At 46.9% G+C, this 21,362-nt stretch carries 22 protein-coding genes; all 22 read left to right on the forward strand.

Annotation, left to right across the window (positions count from 1 at the left end; all coding sequences use genetic code 11):
* On the forward strand, positions 1-1,009 hold a 1,009-nt coding region (locus ACZLMD_RS07675), incomplete at its 5' end, for a hypothetical protein (RefSeq protein WP_489495492.1).
* A complete protein-coding gene (locus ACZLMD_RS07680; protein WP_022306237.1) occupies positions 1,006-1,761 on the forward strand; it encodes an ABC transporter ATP-binding protein in 756 nt (251 codons plus the stop codon). The genes ACZLMD_RS07675 and ACZLMD_RS07680, both read left to right, overlap by 4 nt.
* Positions 1,762-1,877: 116 nt before the next feature.
* Positions 1,878-2,255 carry a YlxM family DNA-binding protein gene (gene ylxM / locus ACZLMD_RS07685; protein WP_022306236.1) on the forward strand — a complete coding sequence of 126 codons (378 nt, stop codon included), beginning with the start codon at positions 1,878-1,880 and terminating at the stop codon, positions 2,253-2,255.
* A gap of 78 nt (positions 2,256-2,333) precedes the next feature.
* Positions 2,334-2,984, forward strand: a complete 651-nt coding sequence (locus ACZLMD_RS07690) for a DNA-3-methyladenine glycosylase family protein (protein WP_022306235.1) — start codon at positions 2,334-2,336, stop codon at positions 2,982-2,984.
* A gap of 11 nt (positions 2,985-2,995) precedes the next feature.
* Positions 2,996-3,316, forward strand: a complete 321-nt coding sequence (locus ACZLMD_RS07695; protein ID WP_022306234.1) for a putative signal transducing protein — start codon at positions 2,996-2,998, stop codon at positions 3,314-3,316.
* A 182-nt stretch (positions 3,317-3,498) separates the two neighbouring features.
* Positions 3,499-4,857 carry a signal recognition particle protein gene (gene ffh / locus ACZLMD_RS07700; protein WP_489495496.1) on the forward strand — a complete coding sequence of 453 codons (1,359 nt, stop codon included), beginning with the start codon at positions 3,499-3,501 and terminating at the stop codon, positions 4,855-4,857.
* Positions 4,858-4,928: 71 nt separating this feature from the next.
* Positions 4,929-5,171, forward strand: a complete 243-nt coding sequence (gene rpsP, locus ACZLMD_RS07705; RefSeq protein WP_022306232.1) for a 30S ribosomal protein S16 — start codon at positions 4,929-4,931, stop codon at positions 5,169-5,171.
* Between the two features lie 29 nt (positions 5,172-5,200).
* A complete protein-coding gene (locus tag ACZLMD_RS07710) occupies positions 5,201-5,431 on the forward strand; it encodes a KH domain-containing protein (protein ID WP_118560580.1) in 231 nt (76 codons plus the stop codon).
* 93 nt (positions 5,432-5,524) lie between these two features.
* Positions 5,525-6,028 (forward strand): ribosome maturation factor RimM, encoded by a 504-nt coding sequence (gene rimM, locus ACZLMD_RS07715; protein ID WP_022306230.1) that lies wholly within the window; start codon positions 5,525-5,527, stop codon positions 6,026-6,028.
* 40 nt (positions 6,029-6,068) lie between these two features.
* Positions 6,069-6,806: a tRNA (guanosine(37)-N1)-methyltransferase TrmD gene (gene trmD / locus ACZLMD_RS07720; protein WP_022306229.1), complete on the forward strand. Its 738-nt coding sequence runs from the start codon at positions 6,069-6,071 to the stop codon at positions 6,804-6,806.
* A gap of 7 nt (positions 6,807-6,813) precedes the next feature.
* The gene (locus tag ACZLMD_RS07725) at positions 6,814-8,133 is read left to right on the forward strand and encodes a glucosaminidase domain-containing protein (protein WP_482523403.1); all 1,320 of its coding nucleotides are present in this window, start codon (positions 6,814-6,816) and stop codon (positions 8,131-8,133) included.
* A gap of 16 nt (positions 8,134-8,149) precedes the next feature.
* Entirely contained in the window at positions 8,150-9,214 is a 1,065-nt protein-coding gene (locus ACZLMD_RS07730; protein ID WP_489495500.1) for an FAD:protein FMN transferase, read from the forward strand.
* A 188-nt stretch (positions 9,215-9,402) separates the two neighbouring features.
* The gene (gene spoIVA / locus ACZLMD_RS07735; protein WP_482522278.1) at positions 9,403-10,878 is read left to right on the forward strand and encodes a stage IV sporulation protein A; all 1,476 of its coding nucleotides are present in this window, start codon (positions 9,403-9,405) and stop codon (positions 10,876-10,878) included.
* A 291-nt stretch (positions 10,879-11,169) separates the two neighbouring features.
* A complete protein-coding gene (locus ACZLMD_RS07740; protein WP_489495502.1) occupies positions 11,170-11,775 on the forward strand; it encodes a GTP pyrophosphokinase in 606 nt (201 codons plus the stop codon).
* 106 nt (positions 11,776-11,881) lie between these two features.
* On the forward strand, positions 11,882-12,556 hold the full coding sequence (locus ACZLMD_RS07745; RefSeq protein ID WP_489495504.1) for a response regulator transcription factor: 675 nt from the start codon (positions 11,882-11,884) through the stop codon (positions 12,554-12,556).
* Complete coding sequence (locus ACZLMD_RS07750) at positions 12,553-13,791, forward strand: sensor histidine kinase (protein WP_489495505.1); 1,239 nt, start codon at positions 12,553-12,555, stop codon at positions 13,789-13,791. Before ACZLMD_RS07745 ends, ACZLMD_RS07750 begins: the two co-directional genes overlap by 4 nt.
* 110 nt (positions 13,792-13,901) lie before the next feature.
* Positions 13,902-15,152, forward strand: coding sequence for a C40 family peptidase (locus ACZLMD_RS07755; RefSeq protein WP_022306222.1), 1,251 nt, complete (start codon positions 13,902-13,904; stop codon positions 15,150-15,152).
* A 134-nt stretch (positions 15,153-15,286) separates the two neighbouring features.
* Positions 15,287-16,966: a MutS-related protein gene (locus tag ACZLMD_RS07760; protein ID WP_482523195.1), complete on the forward strand. Its 1,680-nt coding sequence runs from the start codon at positions 15,287-15,289 to the stop codon at positions 16,964-16,966.
* Positions 16,967-16,991: 25 nt separating this feature from the next.
* Positions 16,992-17,474: a ribonuclease HI gene (rnhA, locus tag ACZLMD_RS07765; RefSeq protein ID WP_022306220.1), complete on the forward strand. Its 483-nt coding sequence runs from the start codon at positions 16,992-16,994 to the stop codon at positions 17,472-17,474.
* Between the two features lie 175 nt (positions 17,475-17,649).
* Positions 17,650-18,330: a BofC C-terminal domain-containing protein gene (locus tag ACZLMD_RS07770; protein WP_118560564.1), complete on the forward strand. Its 681-nt coding sequence runs from the start codon at positions 17,650-17,652 to the stop codon at positions 18,328-18,330.
* 32 nt (positions 18,331-18,362) lie between these two features.
* Positions 18,363-19,604 carry an aminoacetone oxidase family FAD-binding enzyme gene (locus tag ACZLMD_RS07775; protein ID WP_482522144.1) on the forward strand — a complete coding sequence of 414 codons (1,242 nt, stop codon included), beginning with the start codon at positions 18,363-18,365 and terminating at the stop codon, positions 19,602-19,604.
* Between the two features lie 80 nt (positions 19,605-19,684).
* On the forward strand, positions 19,685-21,355 hold the full coding sequence (locus tag ACZLMD_RS07780) for an NAD(P)/FAD-dependent oxidoreductase (protein ID WP_489495507.1): 1,671 nt from the start codon (positions 19,685-19,687) through the stop codon (positions 21,353-21,355).
* Positions 21,356-21,362 lie beyond the last annotated feature (7 nt).

Genomic DNA, 21,362 nt, shown 5'->3' on the forward strand with positions numbered 1-21,362 from the left:
ATTAGCACAGTATTCCTGTGTGAATGTATGGAATGTGCCGGTCCATACCTATCTTGTGCTGGTCCTGGCCTGTGTGTTGCTTATTATTTCGTCAGGCGTGTCCGGGTTCCTTTTATATCCGGTCTTTGCCGGAGAAAATGGAAGGACACTGGAGATTGCCGGAAAGACAAGTTTTTGCTGGAACCTGCCATCGAAAATGGAACTTTTATTCTATGAGATAAAAAAATACTGGGTTTGTGAAAAGGGATGGATGCTGCTTCTTGCGGTATTGTGTGCGGGTTATTTTATTTCCGGGATACAGGTACAAAATGCAGGAGATGTTGACAAACTTTACTATGAAAAATATATGATGGAAATTCAGGGGAAAACGGTGCCGGAAGCAAAAAAGTATATGCAGGACATATTAAAAGAAATTCAAGAATGGAAAACGGATTTGGAGAGTGACAAGACGTTTTCCCAGGAATATATCTCCATCCTTGAAATCGGTGTGAAAAGAGAAAAAGGAGCCCAAAAAGCATATAAAAAGGTACTTTTGCAGGAGAAAAAGAAGGCAGATCATATTTTATATGAGAAGGGATACAGGCTGGCACTTGGCATGGGGAAGGAAGCATTTGCCTTTCATTTTATCGAAATTTTTTCAGCCATAGCGATAGCCATTTTTGCCTTCTGCGTTTATGGAGTAGACAACAAAATGGAGAGAAGACTTTTGCTGTATTCTACCTATTCTGGGAAAAATGCACTGATTCGATCCAAATGCAGGATGATCATTTTCTGGAGCATCTTTTTGATGGGAAGCCTGTATGGCAGTTGGATCTACAGTGTCTCTCGTAATTATTCGATCCATCATTTAAACTTTCATTGGAACTGCGTTGCGGGAAATGCTCTGTTTGGAATCATTCAGACAAAGATCGGCGTTATTTTGTTTGGATTTTATGGATTACACTTACTAGCGTTAATTTTTCTTGGTATGGTGGTTGGAAATCTGACGATGAGAGAGGACAGCATATGAAAAAAATAGTTGCAAAAGATCTGGTTAAGGAGTACAACAAAAAAACAGTATTATCCCATGTGAATATCGAAATGCAGGGTGGCGTTTATGGGCTGCTGGGGCCGAACGGAGCCGGAAAAAGCACCTTGATCGGTATCATGGTGGATGGCATTCAGAATTATAGCGGCGAGATTTTGTACGGAAATGAGAACATAAAAAAGCTTGGAAAAGATTATAGAAAAAGAGTGGGGTATGTGCCGCAAAAGCAGGGATTGTATGAAGAGTTTTCTGTTTTAGAATGTATGAATTATATTGCAGTATTAAAGGGACTGAAAAAACGGGAGGTCCGGGAAGAAATCACTTATTTGCTGGAAAGACTGCACATTCTGGATGTCGCCAGTCGAAAGATATCAACCCTGTCCGGTGGAATGAAACAGAGGGTGCTTATGGCACAGGCATTGCTCGGAGATCCGGATTTTATCATATTAGATGAGCCGACGGTAGGCCTTGATCCGGTAGAAAGATATGATTTTCGAAATTTTGTCAGGGAGCTTTCCAAAACGTGTACCATTTTATATGCAACACATGTGGTAAGTGATATTGAAGACATTGCAAAAGAGGTTATCCTGATCAAATCGGGAGAGATCCTTGTGCAGGATACGGTTGAAAATCTTATTTCGGATCTGGAAAAGAAAAAGAAAAATATTCGTAATCTGGAGGATGTCTTTGTGTATTATACGAAGGGGGAAAGGGAGATCGCTTTCGATAGATAATTTTCCACCAACTGATGCTATGGATTGTTATTGTTTCAAACAGGCAAAACATGTATAATGGTCTTGGCAAAGAAATTTAGAAAGTCAGAATTGATAGAGAAAGCGGGGAAATAGATGTGACGCGGGGACAGGAGCAAAGTATTGAGCAGCGGCTGGAGGAGAGAGTATACCTTTCCATGCTCTATGATTTTTATGGTGCATTATTAAAAGAAAATAACAGGCGTATTTTTGAGGCATATATTCAGGAGGACTATTCTATCTCAGAGATTGCAGGGGAGATGGAGATTTCCAGACAAGCAGTACATGATGCGGTGAAGCGGATCACGAAGCAGTTAAAGGGCTACGAGGAAAAGCTTGGACTTCTGGAGCGTTTTGAACAGCAGAGAAGTGAGATGAGACGACTGCATGAATGTCTGCAGGAGATGAATATTTCCGAGACGGATCCAAGGGGGCAGGAAATATTTCAGATCCTTTCCAAGATCATTGAAGAATAGAAGGATGGCAGAATAAAAATTACAGAATAACCGTCATGCTGTGTTATCTGTGACAGATAGTTACAAAAGGAGCTTCGTATGTATTTTGAATATGGAGAGAAAGAAATTTCTTATCTGAAGGGAAAGGATCAGAAATTAAAGGAAGTGATCGAGCAGATCGGTCCCATAAAACGGACAGTGGATACGGATCTGTTTTCGTCGATCGTGTATCATATTATCGGGCAGCAGATCTCGACAAAGGCACAGGAGACGATCTGGAGAAGGACGCTTGAACGGGTTGGAGAGGTGAACGCAGAGAACATCTGCAGGATGGATATTGAACAGCTTCAGTCGCTAGGAATTTCTTTTCGAAAAGCAGAATATATTGAAGATTTTGCAAAGAATGTATCGGATGGCAGCTTTGATCTGGAGAATATACGGAATCTTTCGGATGAGGATGCGATCCGTTCACTCAGCAGTTTAAAGGGGATCGGCGTCTGGACAGCGGAAATGCTTCTTTTGTTCTGTCTGCAGAGACCGAATGTATTCAGTTATGATGATCTGGCGATCCGGCGTGGGCTTCGGATGGTATATCACCACCGTAAGATTGACCGGGAATTATTTGAAAAATACCGCCGCAGATTTACACCGTATTGCAGCGTGGCAAGTCTGTATTTTTGGGCGGTATCGGGAGGCGCGATCCCGGGGATGCGGGATTATGCACCGACCCAAGGCAAAAGAAAATACTAGGGGGCGATACAATGTTAATCATATACAGAACAAATAATTCGATAGAGGCGGATGCGATTTGCAGCAATCTGTCAGAACATGGAATTGCGTGCGATTGCAGCCGGAATGATTCCTTTCATGCCGTATCCGGTGTGAATCATGTTATGTTTGAAATCAGTGTGTCGGAGGACATGGAGCAGCAGGCACGGGATGTGATCCGCGAGCAGTCCGGTGAATATAAAAGCACGAAAGCGGGAAGCAGAAGGCACAGCATGGCAAGGATCGTGGCGATCATTTCGCTGGTTGTCATTGTGCTTGGACTTGCAGCCAGCATTATCAGTGCCGTGATGTAGAAGCCAGGGAAACGGTCGAGATGAAGCCGGTCACAGACGATGTCTACAATAAATTAAAATAATTTACCAGACGTTTAATGTTTAAAAATAAAAAACGTCAAGAAAAATACTTGACAACATCGAAACGATTGTGTATACTAGCCATTGTGTTGTGAAAGCAGACTTTGAAATGGAGGTATTATATGGCATTTGATAGTTTATCCGAAAAGCTGCAGAATGTTTTTAAGAACCTCCGTAGCAAGGGACGTTTGACGGAGGAGGATGTTAAGGCAGCTTTAAAGGAAGTTAAGATGGCTCTTCTGGAGGCAGATGTTAACTTTAAAGTAGTCAAGAACTTCGTCAAGACAGTGCAGGAGCGGGCAGTCGGACAGGATGTGATGAACAGCCTGACGCCGGGGCAGATGGTGATCAAGCTTGTGAATGAAGAGCTTGTCAGTCTCATGGGAAGCGAAACCACTGAGATTGCATTGAAGCCATCCAATGAGATAACCATCATTATGATGTGTGGTCTTCAGGGTGCCGGTAAGACAACGACGACCGCCAAGATTGCCGGAAAGCTGAAGCAGAAGGGACGTTGTCCGTTGCTGGCAGCCTGTGATATTTATCGTCCGGCAGCGATCGAGCAGTTGAAGGTCAATGGTGAGAAGCAGGGCGTTGAGGTATTCGCGATGGGTACCAGCCACAAGCCGGTTGACATTGCGAAGGCAGCGATCGAGCATGCAGCAGCACATAATGAGAACGTAGTCATTCTGGATACGGCAGGACGTCTTCATGTGGATGAGGATATGATGGGCGAGCTGCAGGAGATCAAGGAGAACATTGATATCGATCAGACAATCCTCGTTGTGGATTCCATGACAGGACAGGATGCAGTTAATGTTGCCAAGACCTTCGATGAGAAGATTCAGATTGACGGTGTTATCCTGACAAAGTTAGATGGTGATACCCGAGGTGGTGCGGCACTCTCCATTCGTGCAGTGACAGGACGTCCGATCCTGTATGTCGGCATGGGAGAGAAGCTGTCAGATCTGGAGCAGTTTTATCCGGATCGTATGGCATCCCGTATTCTTGGTATGGGCGATGTGCTTACATTGATCGAGAAAGCTGAGGCTGAGATCGATCAGGACAAGGCAAGGGAGATGGAGAAGAAGTTCCGTAAGGCGGAGTTTGACTTCAATGATTTTCTGGAGCAGATCGGTCAGATGAAGAAGATGGGCGGTATCAAAAGCATTCTTGGTATGATGCCGGGAATGGGACTTCCGACCGACTTAAACATTGATGATGATGTGTTTAAGGGCACAGAGGCGATCATTTATTCCATGACACCGGAGGAACGGGGCAATCCGGCCCTGATCAATCCATCCCGTAAGAAGCGTATCGCAAAAGGTGCAGGTGTAGATATCTCAGAGGTCAACAAGCTGATCAAACAGTTTGAACAGTCCCGTAAGATGATGAAACAGATGTCGGGAATGATGTCCGGCAAGGGCAAGAAAAAGGGGCGTTTTGGCGGCGGAATGCCAAAGCTTCCGTTTGGATTTTAAGATGCATTCAGATTCCGGTCACACCGGGGTTTGTATATAAATAGTACATGTAAGATTAGGAGGTGAAAAACATGGCAGTAAAGATCAGATTAAGAAGAATGGGTAAGAAGAAAGCACCTTTCTATAGAGTAGTAGTTGCTGATTCCAGATCTCCAAGAGATGGTAAGTTTATCGATGAGATCGGTACCTATGATCCAAATCAGGACCCAAGCGTTTTCAAGTTTGATGAGGAAAAGGCTAAGCAGTGGTTGGCAAATGGTGCTAAGCCGACGGAGACAGTTGGAAAGCTGTTAAAGCAGGCTGGAATCGAGTAATTTTTTTGACCAGTGAGGATGTGTAGAATATGAAAGAATTAGTGGAAGTTCTCGCACAGGCACTTGTGGATCACCCGGAAGAGGTTGAGGTCGCAGAGACTGAGACAGAGAATGAAATCCTATTGGAACTTAAAGTTGCTTCTGATGACATGGGTAAGGTTATCGGAAAGCAGGGACGTATTGCAAAGGCAATTCGCACAGTAGTGAAGGCTGCCGCTTACAATACGGACAAAAAGATTACTGTAGAAATCGGACAGTAGGTTCGTGGAAGACGCCTGTACATGGTTATGTACAGGTGTATTTTTCTTTATAGCTGAAATATATAGAATCAATGACGGAAAGGTATTGTTTGTATGGAAGATTATTTTAGAGTAGGTGTCATTGCCAATACCCACGGGATCCGAGGAGAGGTCAAGGTATTTCCGACCACAGAGGATCCGAAGCGTTTTAAGGGAATGAAGGAGATCATTCTGGATACCGGAAATGAGAAAAAGGTGTTGGAGGTTGCTTCCGCACGTTTTTTTAAGAACATGGTCATTTTGAAATTTAAGGGAATTGATTCGATCAATGACATTGAAAAATATAAAGGCAGAGATCTTCTGGTCACCAGAGAAAATGCGATTCCGCTGGAAGAGGGCGAGTATTATATTGCCGATATTCTCGGTGCAACCGTGGTGACAGAGGATGGGGAGAAATTCGGTGTATTAAAGGATGTACTGACAACAGGAGCCAACGATGTTTATGTGGTAGAGCATGAAGGGAAGGAAGTGCTGCTTCCGGTGATTCCGGATTGTGTACTGTCCCGAAATATGGACACTAAAGTTGTGACGGTTCATATTATGGAAGGACTGTTGTAAATTGTCAGATCAAGCAGACATGAGAAATGAGGATAGGTAAATGAACTTTCATGTAATGACTTTGTTTCCGGAAATGATCGAACGTGCAATGAATGAGAGCATTACCGGCAGGGCGATCAAGGCAGGATATATATCGGTAGATGCCGTGAATATCCGTGATTTTGCGAATAACAAGCATAACCGCGTGGATGATTATCCCTATGGCGGCGGAGCCGGAATGGTGATGCAGGCAGAGCCTGTGTATCGCTGTTATGAGAGTATCTGTCATTCGATCGGAAATGAACGCCCGAGGGTGGTCTTTATGACACCACAGGGAAGAACCTTCAATCAGAAGATTGCAGAGGAGTTATCGCAGGAGGAGGATCTGGTTCTGCTCTGTGGTCATTATGAAGGAATTGACGAGCGTGTTCTGGAAAAGATCGTGACCGATAATGTGTCGATCGGCGATTATGTCCTGACCGGCGGAGAGCTTCCGGCGCTTGTCGTGATGGACACGATCTCGAGACTGGTGCCCGGGGTACTTAACAACGGAATGTCTGCGGTCAAGGAATCATTCTCGGATAATCTGTTAGAATATCCGCAGTATACAAGACCGGAGGAATGGATGGGGGAGAAGGTGCCACCTGTCCTGCTTTCGGGACACCACAAGAATATCGCTGCCTGGTACCGGGAGCAGTCAATTCTTCGGACAGCGAAGAACAGACCGGATCTTCTGGAGAAAGCAGAGCTGACGGAGAAGGAAAGAGACTGGCTGTATAAGCAGCAGGAAAGGAAATGATGACAGCATGAGCAGCAAGATAGCGAAAGTAACCGTATTGATCATAGCAGTGGCACTGATTCTGGTGGAGGTGGCGCCAAGATGGCAGCTGAGGGCAGCCAATGATGAGGATCTGACGACGACAGAGATCTCTGTGGATAATGGAACAGGCGATGATCCGGACAATGCACCGGAGCAGGAAAAGCCGGCAGTAACACCAAAGCCTGCCCAAACAGCAGCTCCGGCAAAGAAAGAACCTGCAAAGCCGAAGGCAGACGATTCCGGAAAGGGAAAAGCAGCAGATGCCGGAAAGAGTCAGGTGGCAAAGAACCGGAAACATGCCGCAAAGCATAAAAATAAAAAGCACCATCCGGCAGCTCCGACACCGGTACCGACTTACCGCCCGATCGAGGGAAATGTACAGATGTACAATATACAGTATCTGTCGCAGATCCAGAAGCTGAAAGATGCCAACAAACGGATCACAGACAAGCGTCAGGAACTGATCACAAAGACGCAGTCACTGACCGTCAGACAGGCATATCTCGAGAAAATGCGCCGTACTATTGGAAGCAATACCATGGCAGTCAAGGTGGCGGCAACCGGATCTGCAGTATCGAAGGTGGTATCTGCTGCCGCAGTACAGGGGCTTGATTCTACGGTCGATCAGGTGGTCTATCAGGGATATATTTTGTGTAACCCAGATTATTTTGATGTGCTGACAGTTTCCGGCATGGACACGTTTTTTGAGGAGAATGAGACTTTTGACCTGGGACTTTATCTGGATAAGGAGATCAATCAGTGCGGGCGCAAGCTCAGGAATCTGAAGAAGCCGGTACATCATATCCGTTCAAAATACGAAAAGATTCATACCCGGTATGTCAAAGGAATCAGGAAGCATAATCCGGTAATCTTTAATCCGTATGACTTAACGGTCAGAAGTGGTGTGACAAAATCGCAGATGCGCAAAATGTTAGAGGGAAGTGAGTTAGTTACGCTTGCTCCGGTGTTTGTGAAGGCAGAACATAAATACGGGGTCAATGCGGTTGGCCTGGCATCCATTGCCGCACTCGAAAGTGCGTGGGGAACATCAAGAAGAGCCAGACAGGATCATAATTTTACCGGTTTTGGTGTGGACTCGGATGATGCACAGGGCATCAATGCAGCCAGTGATCAGGCGAATATTATGAGAACCGCAAAATGGCTTGCCAAAAGCTATCTTACACAGGATGGCATTTATTATGATGGAACCGGACTGATGGAGATCAATCACCACTATTCCGCATCTTTTACCTGGGCATGGAAGGTAGAGCATTGTGTAAAGCAGATGTTTGAAAATCTGCAGTAACAGGAGGTACCATGTCATGAAGCTTTGGAGAGGAAAAGCCGTTTTCGCGGCAGAACTTGTATTTATTATGGTGGTATGCAGCATTACAGGCTGTGTATCACCCTTTTCAGATAAAGAGAAGGGTGCAGAGCCGCTCTCAATATCCGGCTTTGCGTTTGATACCACTTACACGGTCACGCTTTATCAGGGTGGAAGCCGGAAGCTGTTAGATCATTGTGTTTCACTCTGTACAGATTATGAAAAGCTGCTCAGCACTACGAGGAAAGACAGTGAATTATATCAGATCAATAAGGTCAGCAGGGAAGCAGCTGAGAGCGGAGAGGTTGATGGAAGCGTTTCCATAAAGATTTCAGATCAGATGCATGATATTCTTCAAAAAGGACTTTACTACTGCAAGCTGTCGGACGGCAATTTTGATATCTCGATCGATCCGGTCAGTAGTTTGTGGGATTTTTCCTCCGGGAAAGGTACAGTGCCGGATGCACAGAAGATCAAAGAGGCATTGAAGTATGTGGATTACCACAACATTCGTTTAAAAAAGCATATGCTGATCTTTCAGAAATCCGGTATGGAACTGGATCTTGGCGGAATTGCGAAAGGATATATCGCCGATCAGATCAGGGAGTATCTGACAGAGAATGGCGTTACAGGTGCGGTCATTGATCTGGGAGGAAACATTCTGTGCATCGGTGGAAAGAATAAGGGGGACGATTTCCGGATTGGGATAAGACAGCCGTTTGCTGACCGGGAAGAGACGGTCGCCGTGGTCGATATCAATGGGAAGTCCGTTGTTTCCTCCGGTATTTATGAGCGGTATATTAAGACAGACGAGGGGACGATGTACCATCATATTTTGAATCCGAAGACGGGTTATTCCTATGATAATAATCTCCTCGGTGTGTCCATAATATCGGACAGATCTGTTGATGGAGACGGACTTTCGACAACGGCATTTACACTGGGGCTTTCCGAGGGGATGGATTTGATCGATTCGCTCGATGATGTGGAAGCAGTATTTATTACTAAAGACGAAAAGCTCCATTATTCGAAGAATTTTAAGAAGTATCTTGAGGAAGAGTGACACATAACGTGCTGCAGGTTTCAGTTAAGTGGAAGCCCGCAGCACTTTTTTGGAGGAGACAGAGGGATTTTGGAAAGTGGCAGAGGAATATTGGAATCCCGGGATGCATATAGATAGACAAACAGCAAACCATGCAATGCCCGGTCGGCATGTACCAGTGCATTGCCAATGTATTCCGGGAGGTAGCCATGGAGGAATTTCAGGTATATACAGACATCGCCAGCCGAACCAATGGCGAGATTTATTTGGGAGTGTGCGGTCCGGTCCGCACCGGCAAATCGACATTTATCAAGCGTTTTATGGAGCTTTTGGTGCTTCCGTCGATCACGGATGAGCATGACCGGCAAAGAGCGGTGGATGAACTGCCACAGTCGGCAGACGGCAAAACCATTATGACAACAGAGCCGAAGTTTATTCCGAAGGAAGCGGTCGGTGTGCGGCTGATGGGAGATAATGAGGTGAAGATGCGTCTTATTGACTGCGTCGGCTATATTGTGGATGGGGTCAATGGTCTGACGGAGGATGGCGAGGAGCGGATGGTCATGACGCCATGGTCGAAGGAGCCGATGCCATTTACACGGGCGGCAGAATTTGGAACGCAGAAGGTGATCCACGATCATTCCACGGTGGGCGTTGTCGTTACGACCGACGGCAGTATTACGGAGTTAGACAGGGATGCTTATCTGGAGGCGGAGGGGAGAACGATCCGCGAACTCAAGAACATTGGAAAAGCTTTTGTGGTACTGGTTAATTCAATGCATCCCTACAGTGAAGAAACGGTAAATATCGTAAATGAGATCAAAGACAGCTATGATGTGGAGGCAATGGCGATCAACGCCAGCCAGCTTCGCAAGGAGGACATTCTGGCGATCATGGAGCGGATCCTTCAGTCTTTCCCGGTGACGCAGATCGCATTTCATTTGCCGAAATGGGTGGAAATGCTGCCAAATGACCATTGGCTCAAAACAGAGCTTTTTGAGAAGGTGCGGGAGATTTTAGGGAAGATTGCAAGGATCAGCGATGTTACCAGAGAACATTTTCAGGTGGACAGCGACATGATCAAAGAGTTTCATATCCGCAAGATTGGTATGGAAAACGGAAAGGTTTTTATTGATACACTGTTTGACGATTCCAGATATTATCAGATCTTAAGTGAGCTCGTTGGCACAGAGATTCCGGGAGAATACCAGCTGATCCGGCTGTTAAAGGAATATGCTGCACAGAAGGAAGAGATCGGGAAGATCGGTCAGGCATGGCAGGAGGTTCATCAGAAGGGTTACGGAGTGATCACACCGACTACAGATGAGATTACGATCGAGGAGCCGGAGCTGATCCACCATGGTAATAAATATGGTGTAAAGCTTAAGGCGGTCAGCCCGTCTATACATATGATCCGTGCCAATATTGAGACAGAGATCGCTCCGATCGTTGGAACTCAGGAACAGGCAAAGGATCTTCTTGAGTATATTGCCGGTCAGGCGGGACCGGATAAGGACGGAATCTGGGATACCAATATTTTCGGAAAGACCGTGCGCCAGCTTGTCGATGAGGGGATGAGCGGAAAGGTCAATAAGCTTACGCAGGAAAGCCAGCTCAAGCTGCAGGAGACGATCCAGAAGGTGATCAACGATAGCAACGGTGGTCTTGTCTGCATCATCATTTAGTGATGACGGAGCGAAGTATATTATTTTCAAAGGATGCCACAGATCATATCCGTTCACAGGGTATTATATAGTTTCTCAAAATTTAATGTTTGCAGCATATGCGTTCATTGATTTTTCATACAAATACGGTACAATATTGCCATGAAAAAAGAATTTGGCGGGTTGTGCCGTATTTGTAATGTATAGGAAATGCTTGTAACGTAGTGTGAACCAAGGGCAAAACGCCGGTTTTGCCCTTTTTACCAGACAGAAAGCCTGTCGTTTAATATTTGGAAATAATGAGGTGATATTGTGGAAGATACACAGCTTACATATTATGGTGGATATTATGAACCCTTGAAACAGTTGGAGCAGGAGGTACTTGGCTGGTTGAATGAGAGGGTGGACGAGCTTGACGGAAAGCATCAGGAAAGATCGGTGGAGCATATCCGCAGCCGTATCAAGACGGCAGAGGGGGTGCAGGAAAAGCTGGAACGAAAGGGCTATGATAATGATGTGGAAACAGCGTTTACACATCTTTCCGATCTGATCGGTTTCAGACTGGTAACACATTTCGTGGGGGATGTGTACGAACTGGTAAAGTCCATGAAATCGGACACGCGTTACCGTGTCGTTAAGGAAAAGGATTATATCGCATTGCCAAAGCCGAACGGATACCGCAGCTATCATGTGATCCTGGAGTGTCCGTTTCCGGAGGCACCGGATGGTGTGCTTCGTGTAGAGATACAGCTTCGGACGATCGCAATGGACTGCTGGGCGAGTCTGGAGCATGAGATGCGTTACAAGAAAGGAATTACCAATACCGCACTGATCGAAAAGGAGTTGAAGCGCTGTGCCGGGGAGATGGCATCGACGGATCTGTCGATGCAGACACTTCGGGATATGATACGTCAGTAGCAGACCGGGTATGCGTGGGCGTGATAAAACAAAGATGATAGGCTGAAATGCGCAAAGGGGAACAGCATTTTTAATTTTGTGCCGGACAGAATTATGGAGGATGACAATGAAGATATTATATGCAGAGGACGAATTGGGACTGTCGATGGCAGTGGCGGAGGTTTTGAAGATGGAGGGCTTTGAGGTGACGTCGGTCATGGACGGACTGTCGGCGGATGAAATCCTTCAGAAGGAACATTTTGATATGGTGGTGCTTGACATCATGATGCCGGGCATGGAGGGAACACAGGTGGCAGAGAATATGCGCAAAAGATCCGATTATACGCCGGTGCTTCTGCTGACAGCCAAGGCAGAAACGGAGGATCGGATCGATGGACTCAACAAGGGCGCGGATGATTATCTGGCAAAGCCGTTTGCCATGGGAGAGCTGGTGGCGCGCGTCAAGGCGATGATCCGGAGAAACCGTGATTATCAGCAGACAGTATTAAATCTTGCCAATGTCACACTGGATCTGGAGAGCAACGAGCTTTCTGCACGATCAGGCAGCCTGATATTAAGTGTAAAGGAGGCGAAGCTTCTGGCGCTGTTTCTGGAAAAGGAGTCGGTCAGCTATTCTGTAGAGGATATTGCCGGTCAGGTGTTTCAAGGGGAAGTAAGTCCCGAGGAGATCACCCTTTACATGGCATATCTGAACAATAAACTGATTCAGATCCACGGCAATCTGCAGCTTGTCATGAAGGATGACCGGATCTGCATGGAACAAAAGGAGGGATCTGATTGAAGAAATTAAGATGGCGTCTTGTAAAAATTGTATTTTTTTCCGTAGTTGTTGTTTTTGCAATTATGAATCTGATCCTGACGGTGAGTCTCAGAACATATAATAACAGTCAGGCAGATCAGATGACGAGGATCATCAGTGAAAATAACGGAACTGTTCCAAAAATGAAGGATTACGACGAAAACAGCAGCAATAAGCAGTTCTTCCGGAACAGCTTTTATGAATTTAATGAGGAATCGGCATACCGGACAAGATATTTCAGTGTGTCCATAAATGCGGACAGACAGATTAAGTCTGTGGATATGGATCACGTTGCCGCTATTGATGAGAAAAAAGCAGTGCGGATGACAAAGCTTGTGTTGTTTTCACCGAAGGAAGTAGGGAATATTGGAAATTACCGGTTCCGCAAGGAATATACTAATGGCGTTGTCAGTGATATTATTTTTCTGGACTGCAAGGAGAGTCAGGAATTTTACCGGCTGGTTGTAACACTTACCATTAGTGTTTCTGCTCTTTTGACATTGCTGATCACGATTATTTTTATTATCGCATCCAAGCGTGTGGTGCGCCCGTTTGAGGTAAACTCCCAAAGGCAGAAGCAGTTTATCACAGATGCCAGCCATGAGCTTAAGACGCCTCTTGCGATCATATCCGCCAATGCGGAGGTGCTGCAGTATAAGGGTGAGCAGAATGAATGGCTTCAGAATATTGTTGAGCAGGCAAAGCGAATGGGAAAACTGATCAACCAGCTTCTTGTTCTGGCGAAGTTAGATGAGGTGCAGGAGAATAATGAGCGGCAGGAAATTGATATGAAGGAGCTGGTCGAGAAGGCAGTAGAACCGTTTCATGAGGTGCTTGAGCAGAAGGATGTGATGCTTTCGGTGGAAGCAGAGGACGGTCTTATCGTGCGGGCAAACCGCGAACAGATCGAACAGCTTGTTACGATACTGATGGACAATGCCTCGAAATACGTCAATGAACATGGAAGAATTGTCTGGAAGCTTGGAAAGAATCACAAGGGGGTTGCGTTCTCCGTTGCTAATACCACAGAGGAGGATAAGATTGATACAGCACGGTTATTTGACCGGTTCTATCGCAATGACAGCTCCCGCTCCTCTAAGACAGGTGGTCACGGGATCGGACTTTCTATAGCCAAAAAGATCGTGGATGCACATAAGGGAAGTATTGCGGCGGAATCAGAGGGAAACACGGTTATTTTCTCGGGGATGATTCCATAAATGCATTTATGGTTTGACAAGAAATCGGCATACTGCTATAATTCTTTTGTAATATATGTGTAACATTTAGAATGAATATTTAACATTCTTTGATAGAAATGAGGAATAACATGTACCGAAAGAATATAAAATGGATCGCAGCAGTACTGGCCGCGGTGCTTGTCACTGGTGGCGCAGCGACGATCCATGCAGGCACGGTGGCAACCGAGAAGCCGATGGCGGGCATCAATCTCAGCCTGGACAAGTACAGCGATGCTGTTCTTGCAGAGCAGGAGAAGGAGGAGACCGCAGAGAAGAATATGGAGGTTACGGCAGAGCAGGTATCTGTTAAGAACACATCCACAACGGTTTCTAAGGAGACAACAGACAGCTCTGACAAGAAAACGACCAAGAAGAAGGACAGTCATCTCAAGCTGAATCTCAAGTATGACAGACTTGGTGTTGCAGATGTGGATTCTTACCTGAATGTCAGAAATAAGCCGGGCGAGAGTGCAAAGGTGATCGGCAAGATGACGAAGCATTCCGGCTGTAATATTTATACGATCAATAAGGGCTGGGCGAAGATCGTGTCCGGCAAGGTGAAGGGCTATGTAAAGGCGAGCTATCTGGCAAAGGATCATGAGGCAGAGGAACTTGCCAAAAAGATCGCCAATCTTCGAATCTCTGTGAATACGGAGACGTTAAATGTACGTTATCTTCCTTCAACGGATGCAGGGATCTATGATCAGATTTCCGAGGAGGATGAGTATGATATTTATAAAAAGAACCTGACAAAGAGCTGGCTGAAGAATTATATTGCCAAGAACTGCAAGAAGTCCGATCTTAAGAATATTAATACCGGGAAGATGTACAACAATCTGAAGAACTGGATGTGCATCAGCATTGATAATGAGAAGGCATTTGTCAGCAAGGATTTCGTTAAGGTGACGTTTAATCTTGACCGAGCCGTATCAATCAAGTCATCCGGGATCGCTTCTAAGACATCCTCTGACAATAGTTCCTCAAGCAGCCTGTCATCCATGGTAAATTATGCGATGCAGTTCCTTGGAAACCCATATGTCTGGGGAGGGACAAGCCTGACAAACGGAACGGATTGTTCCGGATTTGTGATGAGAATTTATGAGCATTTTGGATATTCTCTTCCGAGAACTTCTGCCGCACAGGCAGGAGCAACCAGGACAGTAAGCTCCGGTGATGTTCGTCCGGGAGATCTGTTCTTCTACGGAAGTGGCGGGGTAAGCCATGTTGCAATGTATATTGGCAATGGTCAGATCATCCATGCAAGTAACCCGCGTACCGGTATTAAGATCTCATCGGCTTATTACCGTACACCGATCAAGATCGGACGCGTGATCAGTTAAGGGGCAGAAAGCTGCCGGTGTGGCAGTGATTTTGAGTGGCAAAGGATAAATACAGAGACTGTTCTGCAAAAGAAAATTGGCAGAACAGTTTTTTTGTGGTATGATTACTCCAAAATCCAGAATGGAGGCTTGGAATGGAGATAGCGATTATTGTACTTGTGGTACTGATACTGATCGGCGTTAAGGCGTATGTTGATCAGCGCAATTATAAGAAGCGGCTGCGGACAAGGCTGCTGCGGGAATGGGGCAGACCTTCCGAGGACGAGTACGGCATTGAGAAGCTTCAGACAGTGGCAGAATATTTCCGGGCACATGAAAACGATCAGTCGATTGATGATATCACCTGGAATGATCTTGATATGGATACGGTGTATCAACAGATGAATCATACGAAGTCCGCGATGGGACAGGAATATCTGTATGCATTGCTGCACAATCCGCAGGTTGATGCAGAGAGCTTAAAGGAAAGAGAACGGCTGATCTCTTTTTTTATGGAGAATGAGAAAGCGCGTTTTGATCTGCAGCAGGAATTTGCGGCGATCGGTAAGGGCGGTAACTTTTCAGTGTACGGTTATCTGGACAGAGTGGGAATGCTGCAGAAGGAGAATGGGATTAGTTCAGTGATCCAGATGTTTGCGTTTGTGGGGGGTGTGATTTCCTGCTTTTTTGTGCCGGATATTATGATTATGCCAACCGCATTGGTCGCAGCGATCAATATGGTGACCTATTATAAGAGGAAGGCGCAGATGGAGACATTTTACCGTCTGTTTGCCTTTATCGTAAAGATGGTTCGTTTTTCTGAAGCGGTGGCTTCCTTAAATATCCCTGAGACAGAGGTTTATTTTCAGAGACTGAAGGAGGAAGCTGGTAGATTTCGCCATTTCTGCAGAGGAAGCTGGCTGGTAGTGGGTGGCGGTAATATGGAAGGTAATATCACAGATATCCTGATGGATTATGTCCGTCTGCTGACACATGTTGATATTATCAAGTTCCAGTCAATGGCAAGAGAGGTGCTTCGCCTTCGGGATGACTTAAATGTGATGTATGAGACGGTCGGTTATCTGGACAGTATGCTTGCGGCTGCCTCTTACCGCGAGATGATGGGAGAATGGTGTGAGCCACAGCTTACACGGGCGAAGGACCGTCAGTTTTATCTGGAGGCGGACGAGCTGTATCATCCGCTTCTGACCGATCCGGTCAAGAATACGATCCATACGCACCGCAATGTACTTCTGACCGGCTCCAACGCATCCGGAAAGTCAACCTTTATCAAGACGGTGGCGATTAATGCGATCCTGGCACAGACGATCCATACAGTGCTTGCGGACAGCTACCGGGCGAATTTCTTCCGGATTTATTCCTCCATGGCACTGCGTGATGATATTATGAGCAGCGAGAGCTATTATATGGTGGAGATCCGTTCGTTAAAGCGGATCGTGGATCAGTCAAAGTGTCAGGGCGAACCGGTGCTTTGCTTTATTGACGAGGTTCTTCGCGGAACGAATACGGTGGAGCGTATTGCGGCATCCACTGAGATCCTTGAGCTTCTCGCCGCACAGAACGCTTTCTGTTTTGCGGCGACACATGATATTGAATTGACAGAGCTTTTGAAGAAGCAGTATGATAATTATCATTTCGAGGAACAGGTGGAAGAGGATGACGTAATCTTTGATTACCGTCTCCGTGAAGGTAAAGCGATGACGCGCAATGCGATCAAGCTTCTGCATATGATCGGCTATGATCCAAAAATCGTTGAGCGGGCGCAGGAACGCGTGGAGCATTTTGTGGAACACGGAAGCTGGCAGATGCAATAGATACGATGATTTCGGGAGGATGACAATGACAAGGATAACAATGTATACAGATGGTGCGGCGAGAGGCAATCCGGACGGACCGGGCGGCTACGGCACAATACTGTCCTTTGTGGATTCCAAGGGGCAGGAGCATATCAGAGAGCTGTCAGCGGGCTATCAGAAGACAACAAACAACCGCATGGAAATGATGGCGGTGATTGCCGGGCTTGAGGCACTCAACAGACCGTGCGAGATTACGGTGTACTCCGACAGCCAGTATGTGGTAAAGGCATTTAACGAGCACTGGCTGGATGGCTGGATCAAAAAGGGCTGGAAACGCGGCAAGAACGAGCCGGTCAAAAATGTTGATTTGTGGAAGAGAATGCTTGCGGCGAAGGAACCGCATCAGGTTTCCTTTCAGTGGGTCAAGGGACATAACGGACATCCGCAGAATGAGCGCTGCGATGAGCTGGCAACAACGGCAGCCGACGGAACCGGTCTTTTGGTTGATGAGGGACTGGAGCAATAGGATCGCTTATAGTCAGAAGAAGCCGGCAGAAAGGCAGAGGAAACGGCGGAAAAGCGAAACGAGCTGACTGGAAGGCGGAATGAACCGGCGATATTTCCGAAAAAATACCGGGATAGAATATTCATGGTAAAATACGGCAAGAATACATAACAAATTCAGAAAGGAATGGTTATGTATGAAAGGAAAAGTATTTCGTTATATTACCGTATGCAGTCTGTTTCTGGCACTGTTTGCGCTTGCCAATTTCTACTGTTATCAGTCTGCAATGAATCAGTTTGAGAAGATGCAGGAGGATTATGAGACGCGGGTTGGCGAGCAGGTGCAGGTGTATGTGGACAATGAGATGGCAGACCGTATGGCACAGATGGAAAAGTCTGTCCGGGAAACGGTACAGACGCAAAATGTCCAGAATACACTGACGGAAAATACCGTGTATCAGGTGCAGAGTCACAATGCGTTGACCGACGAGACAGTGACCGAATACCGGAAGCTGCCGGACGAACTGGTGGGCTGTGACCGGAAAATGGTACAGCAGTTTTGCAGTAAATATAAGGACAGTCATATGTCCGCAAAGGAATTTCTCGACGGGCTGCAGAGTGTCAGTCTGATCTCCTTTTCGCCGGAACGGCTGACAATCTGTAAGAATTTCGATGTCTCCAAGGTAAAGTTTCGTTATTACCTGATCTCCGATGGGACAGAGGTGATCGCCTATTACGGTGATATGAAGACGGTCTATGAACACACAGGAATCAAGATTTCTTCGCTCTCCGCAAAGGAGCGAAAACAGCTTAAGAAGGGGATTGAAGTTAAGGATGAGGAAGAGTTATATGGAATATTAGAAAATTATTCCAGTTAACAGACAATACAACAAGAGAAACGGAGAGAAAGATGCAGGAGGATATCATTGTGATCGGAGCCGGGGCATCCGGCATGATGGCAGCAATCACGGCTGCGGTAAACGGGGGACAGGTTCTGATCTTAGAACAGCTTTCCCAGCCGGGGAAGAAGCTGTATGCTACGGGAAATGGCAAATGCAATTATACAAACCGGTATCAGGAGATGGAATGCTATCGGGGAGAGGATCGCTCATTTATTGAAAGAGCACTGGGGCATTTCTCCTGTGACGATACACTGCGCGAATTTCGCAGAATGGGTATTTTGCCACAGGAGCGGGATGGCTATTATTATCCGGTATCCGGACAGGCTTCCTCGGTGGTGGATGCTCTGGTTCGTCAGATTAAGCTTCTCGGGGTAAAGCTTCACACTGAAGAACATGTGCATCGGATCATACCGCCGGAAAACGGACAGAAAGGCTATCAGGTCAGGACAGACAAGAGAACTTATCAGGCGCGTTGTGTGATACTTGCCGTGGGAGGAAAGGCAGCTCCGGTTCATGGAACAAGGGGCGATGGCTATGCGATGGCAAAGCAGCTTGGACTTAACGTCTTAACACCGCTTCCGGCACTGACCTCATGTGTGTTAAAAGGAAATTTTGCGAAGGAATGGGCAAAAATCCGTGTGAAAGGCAGAGTTTCTTTATACAATAAGGCAGGAGAGCTTCTGGCGCAGGATCAGGGTGAGCTTCAGCTTGTGTCCTACGGACTTTCGGGGATTCCGTTCTTTCAGGTGAGCCGTTATGCGGCAAGAGCGTTGGAGACAGGCGATAAGCCATATCTGTTGCTGGATATTCTGCCGGATTATTCGATGGAAGAGGTAGGGCAGGAACTCACACGCAGACGGGAAGCCTTTGCGGACTATCCGGCGGAGCAGGTGCTGGAGGGGATGGTTCATAAGGTGCTTGGGCGTGTCCTTTTAAAAAGCCTTGGCATGAATCCGAAGACACGGGTCGTCGAATGGAGCGAGCGGGATATTCAACGGATCGCGGACCGATTTAAGAACTGGAAGACAGGCATTGCGGAGGTAAGCGGCTTTGATTTTGCGCAGGTAACGACCGGCGGCGTGCTGACCGGACAGCTTGATCCCGACACGATGGAGGTAAAGGATCATCCGGGCTTATATATGACGGGCGAACTGCTGGACGTTGATGGAATCTGTGGAGGATATAATCTGCAGTGGGCATGGACAAGTGGTTATCTGGCAGGCAGGGCGGCAGCAGGATGTGTCCGATAAAACGGACAGTTCCAAAACACGGACACTGATCGGTGGATGAGTGGATCAATACGAAGAGAACAGATAGAAATGAGGATGAAATGATAAAGTTATCACAGATAAAACTCCCTCTGGAAACAATCTGCCGGGAGGTGCCGGCAGAATATGTAAAGCAGGGAGTGATCCGGGAGAAAGAATTATCCCTGGTAAGGAGCGCGGCAGCCGGAAGGCTTCGTGTCCGTGAGGACAATATGAAGGATTTTCGGATCCTGCGGCGCTCAATGGATGCGAGAAAGAAGCATCAGATGCAGTATATTTATCAGGTGACATTTAAGCTCCCTCATGAGGATAAGGTACTCAAACAATACGGCAAAAACGATGCCGTGCGTGTGAAGGAGACGGCAGAGACAACCGGAGAGAACGTGCAGAAAAACGGGACAGGACGCATCGGGAACGGGATGGGTTTACGCCCGGTGATCGTCGGCATGGGACCTGCAGGTATTTTTGCGGCACTGGAGCTTGCCAGACAGGGATTGGAACCGATCGTTCTGGAGCGTGGCTGTGAGGTGGCAAAGCGTCAGCAAAAGGTGTCCGAATTTTGGGACACCGGGAAGCTGGACGATAACTGCAATGTTCAGTTTGGCGAGGGCGGAGCAGGAACCTTTTCGGATGGAAAGCTGAATACACTCGTCAAGGATCCGACAGGACGAGGACGCCGGGTGATGCAGATATTTGTTGATCATGGAGCACCGTCGGAGATTTTGTATCTGCAAAAGCCTCATATCGGAACGGATCTTCTCGGGGAGGTTGTACAGAATATCCGTCGTCATATTATTGAACTGGGTGGTGAGGTACGGTTTGAGACAAAGCTTGTGCGTGCTGTCTGGGAGAATGAGACCTTAAAGGAGATTGTCTGTGAGCACAGCGGCAGACAGGAGACGATCCCCTGTGATACACTGATCCTGGCAACGGGACACAGTGCGAGGGATACTGTAACAGAGCTGTATCAGTCGGGTCTTTTTATGGAGGCAAAGCCGTTTGCGGTCGGCGTGCGTGTGGAGCATCCACAGGAAATGATCGGACAGAATCAGTACGGAGATTTTTATACGAAGCTGCCGGCAGCCGATTACAAGCTTACTTATAATACGAAGGACAAGCGGGGCGTATATTCCTTCTGTATGTGTCCGGGCGGGTATATCGTCAATGCGTCCTCGGAACCGGGGCGGCTTGCCGTGAACGGAATGAGTAACCATGCCAGAGACGGACGAAACGCCAACAGTGCGATCGTCGTGACGGTAGATCCGTCTGATTTTGGAGGAACGGATCCGCTTTCGGGCATTGCGTTCCAGCGCAAATGGGAAGAGGCAGCGTATAACACCGGACAGGGAAAGGTTCCGGTGCAGCTTTTCGCAGACTTTTGTGTAAACCGTAAAAGCACCGGGATCGGAGCAGTGATCCCGTCAATCCGGGGGCAATATGCGCTGGCAAACGTCAGAGAGACATTACCGAAATTTATCGGTGATTCCATTGAGGAGAGCTTTGGTTATTTCGACCGGCGCATTCATGGATTTGCCAGGGAGGACGCCATTCTGGCGGGAATTGAGAGCCGGACCTCATCGCCGGTGCGGATACGACGTGACGAGTCACTGCAGTCGAACATCCGTGGAATATATCCGTGCGGAGAGGGCGCAGGGTACGCCGGAGGGATCACATCGGCGGCAATGGACGGACTCCGGGTTGCACAGGAGATCATCCGGTGTCTGGAATCATAAATAAACA

It is taken from the genome of Jutongia sp. (assembly GCF_057878315.1).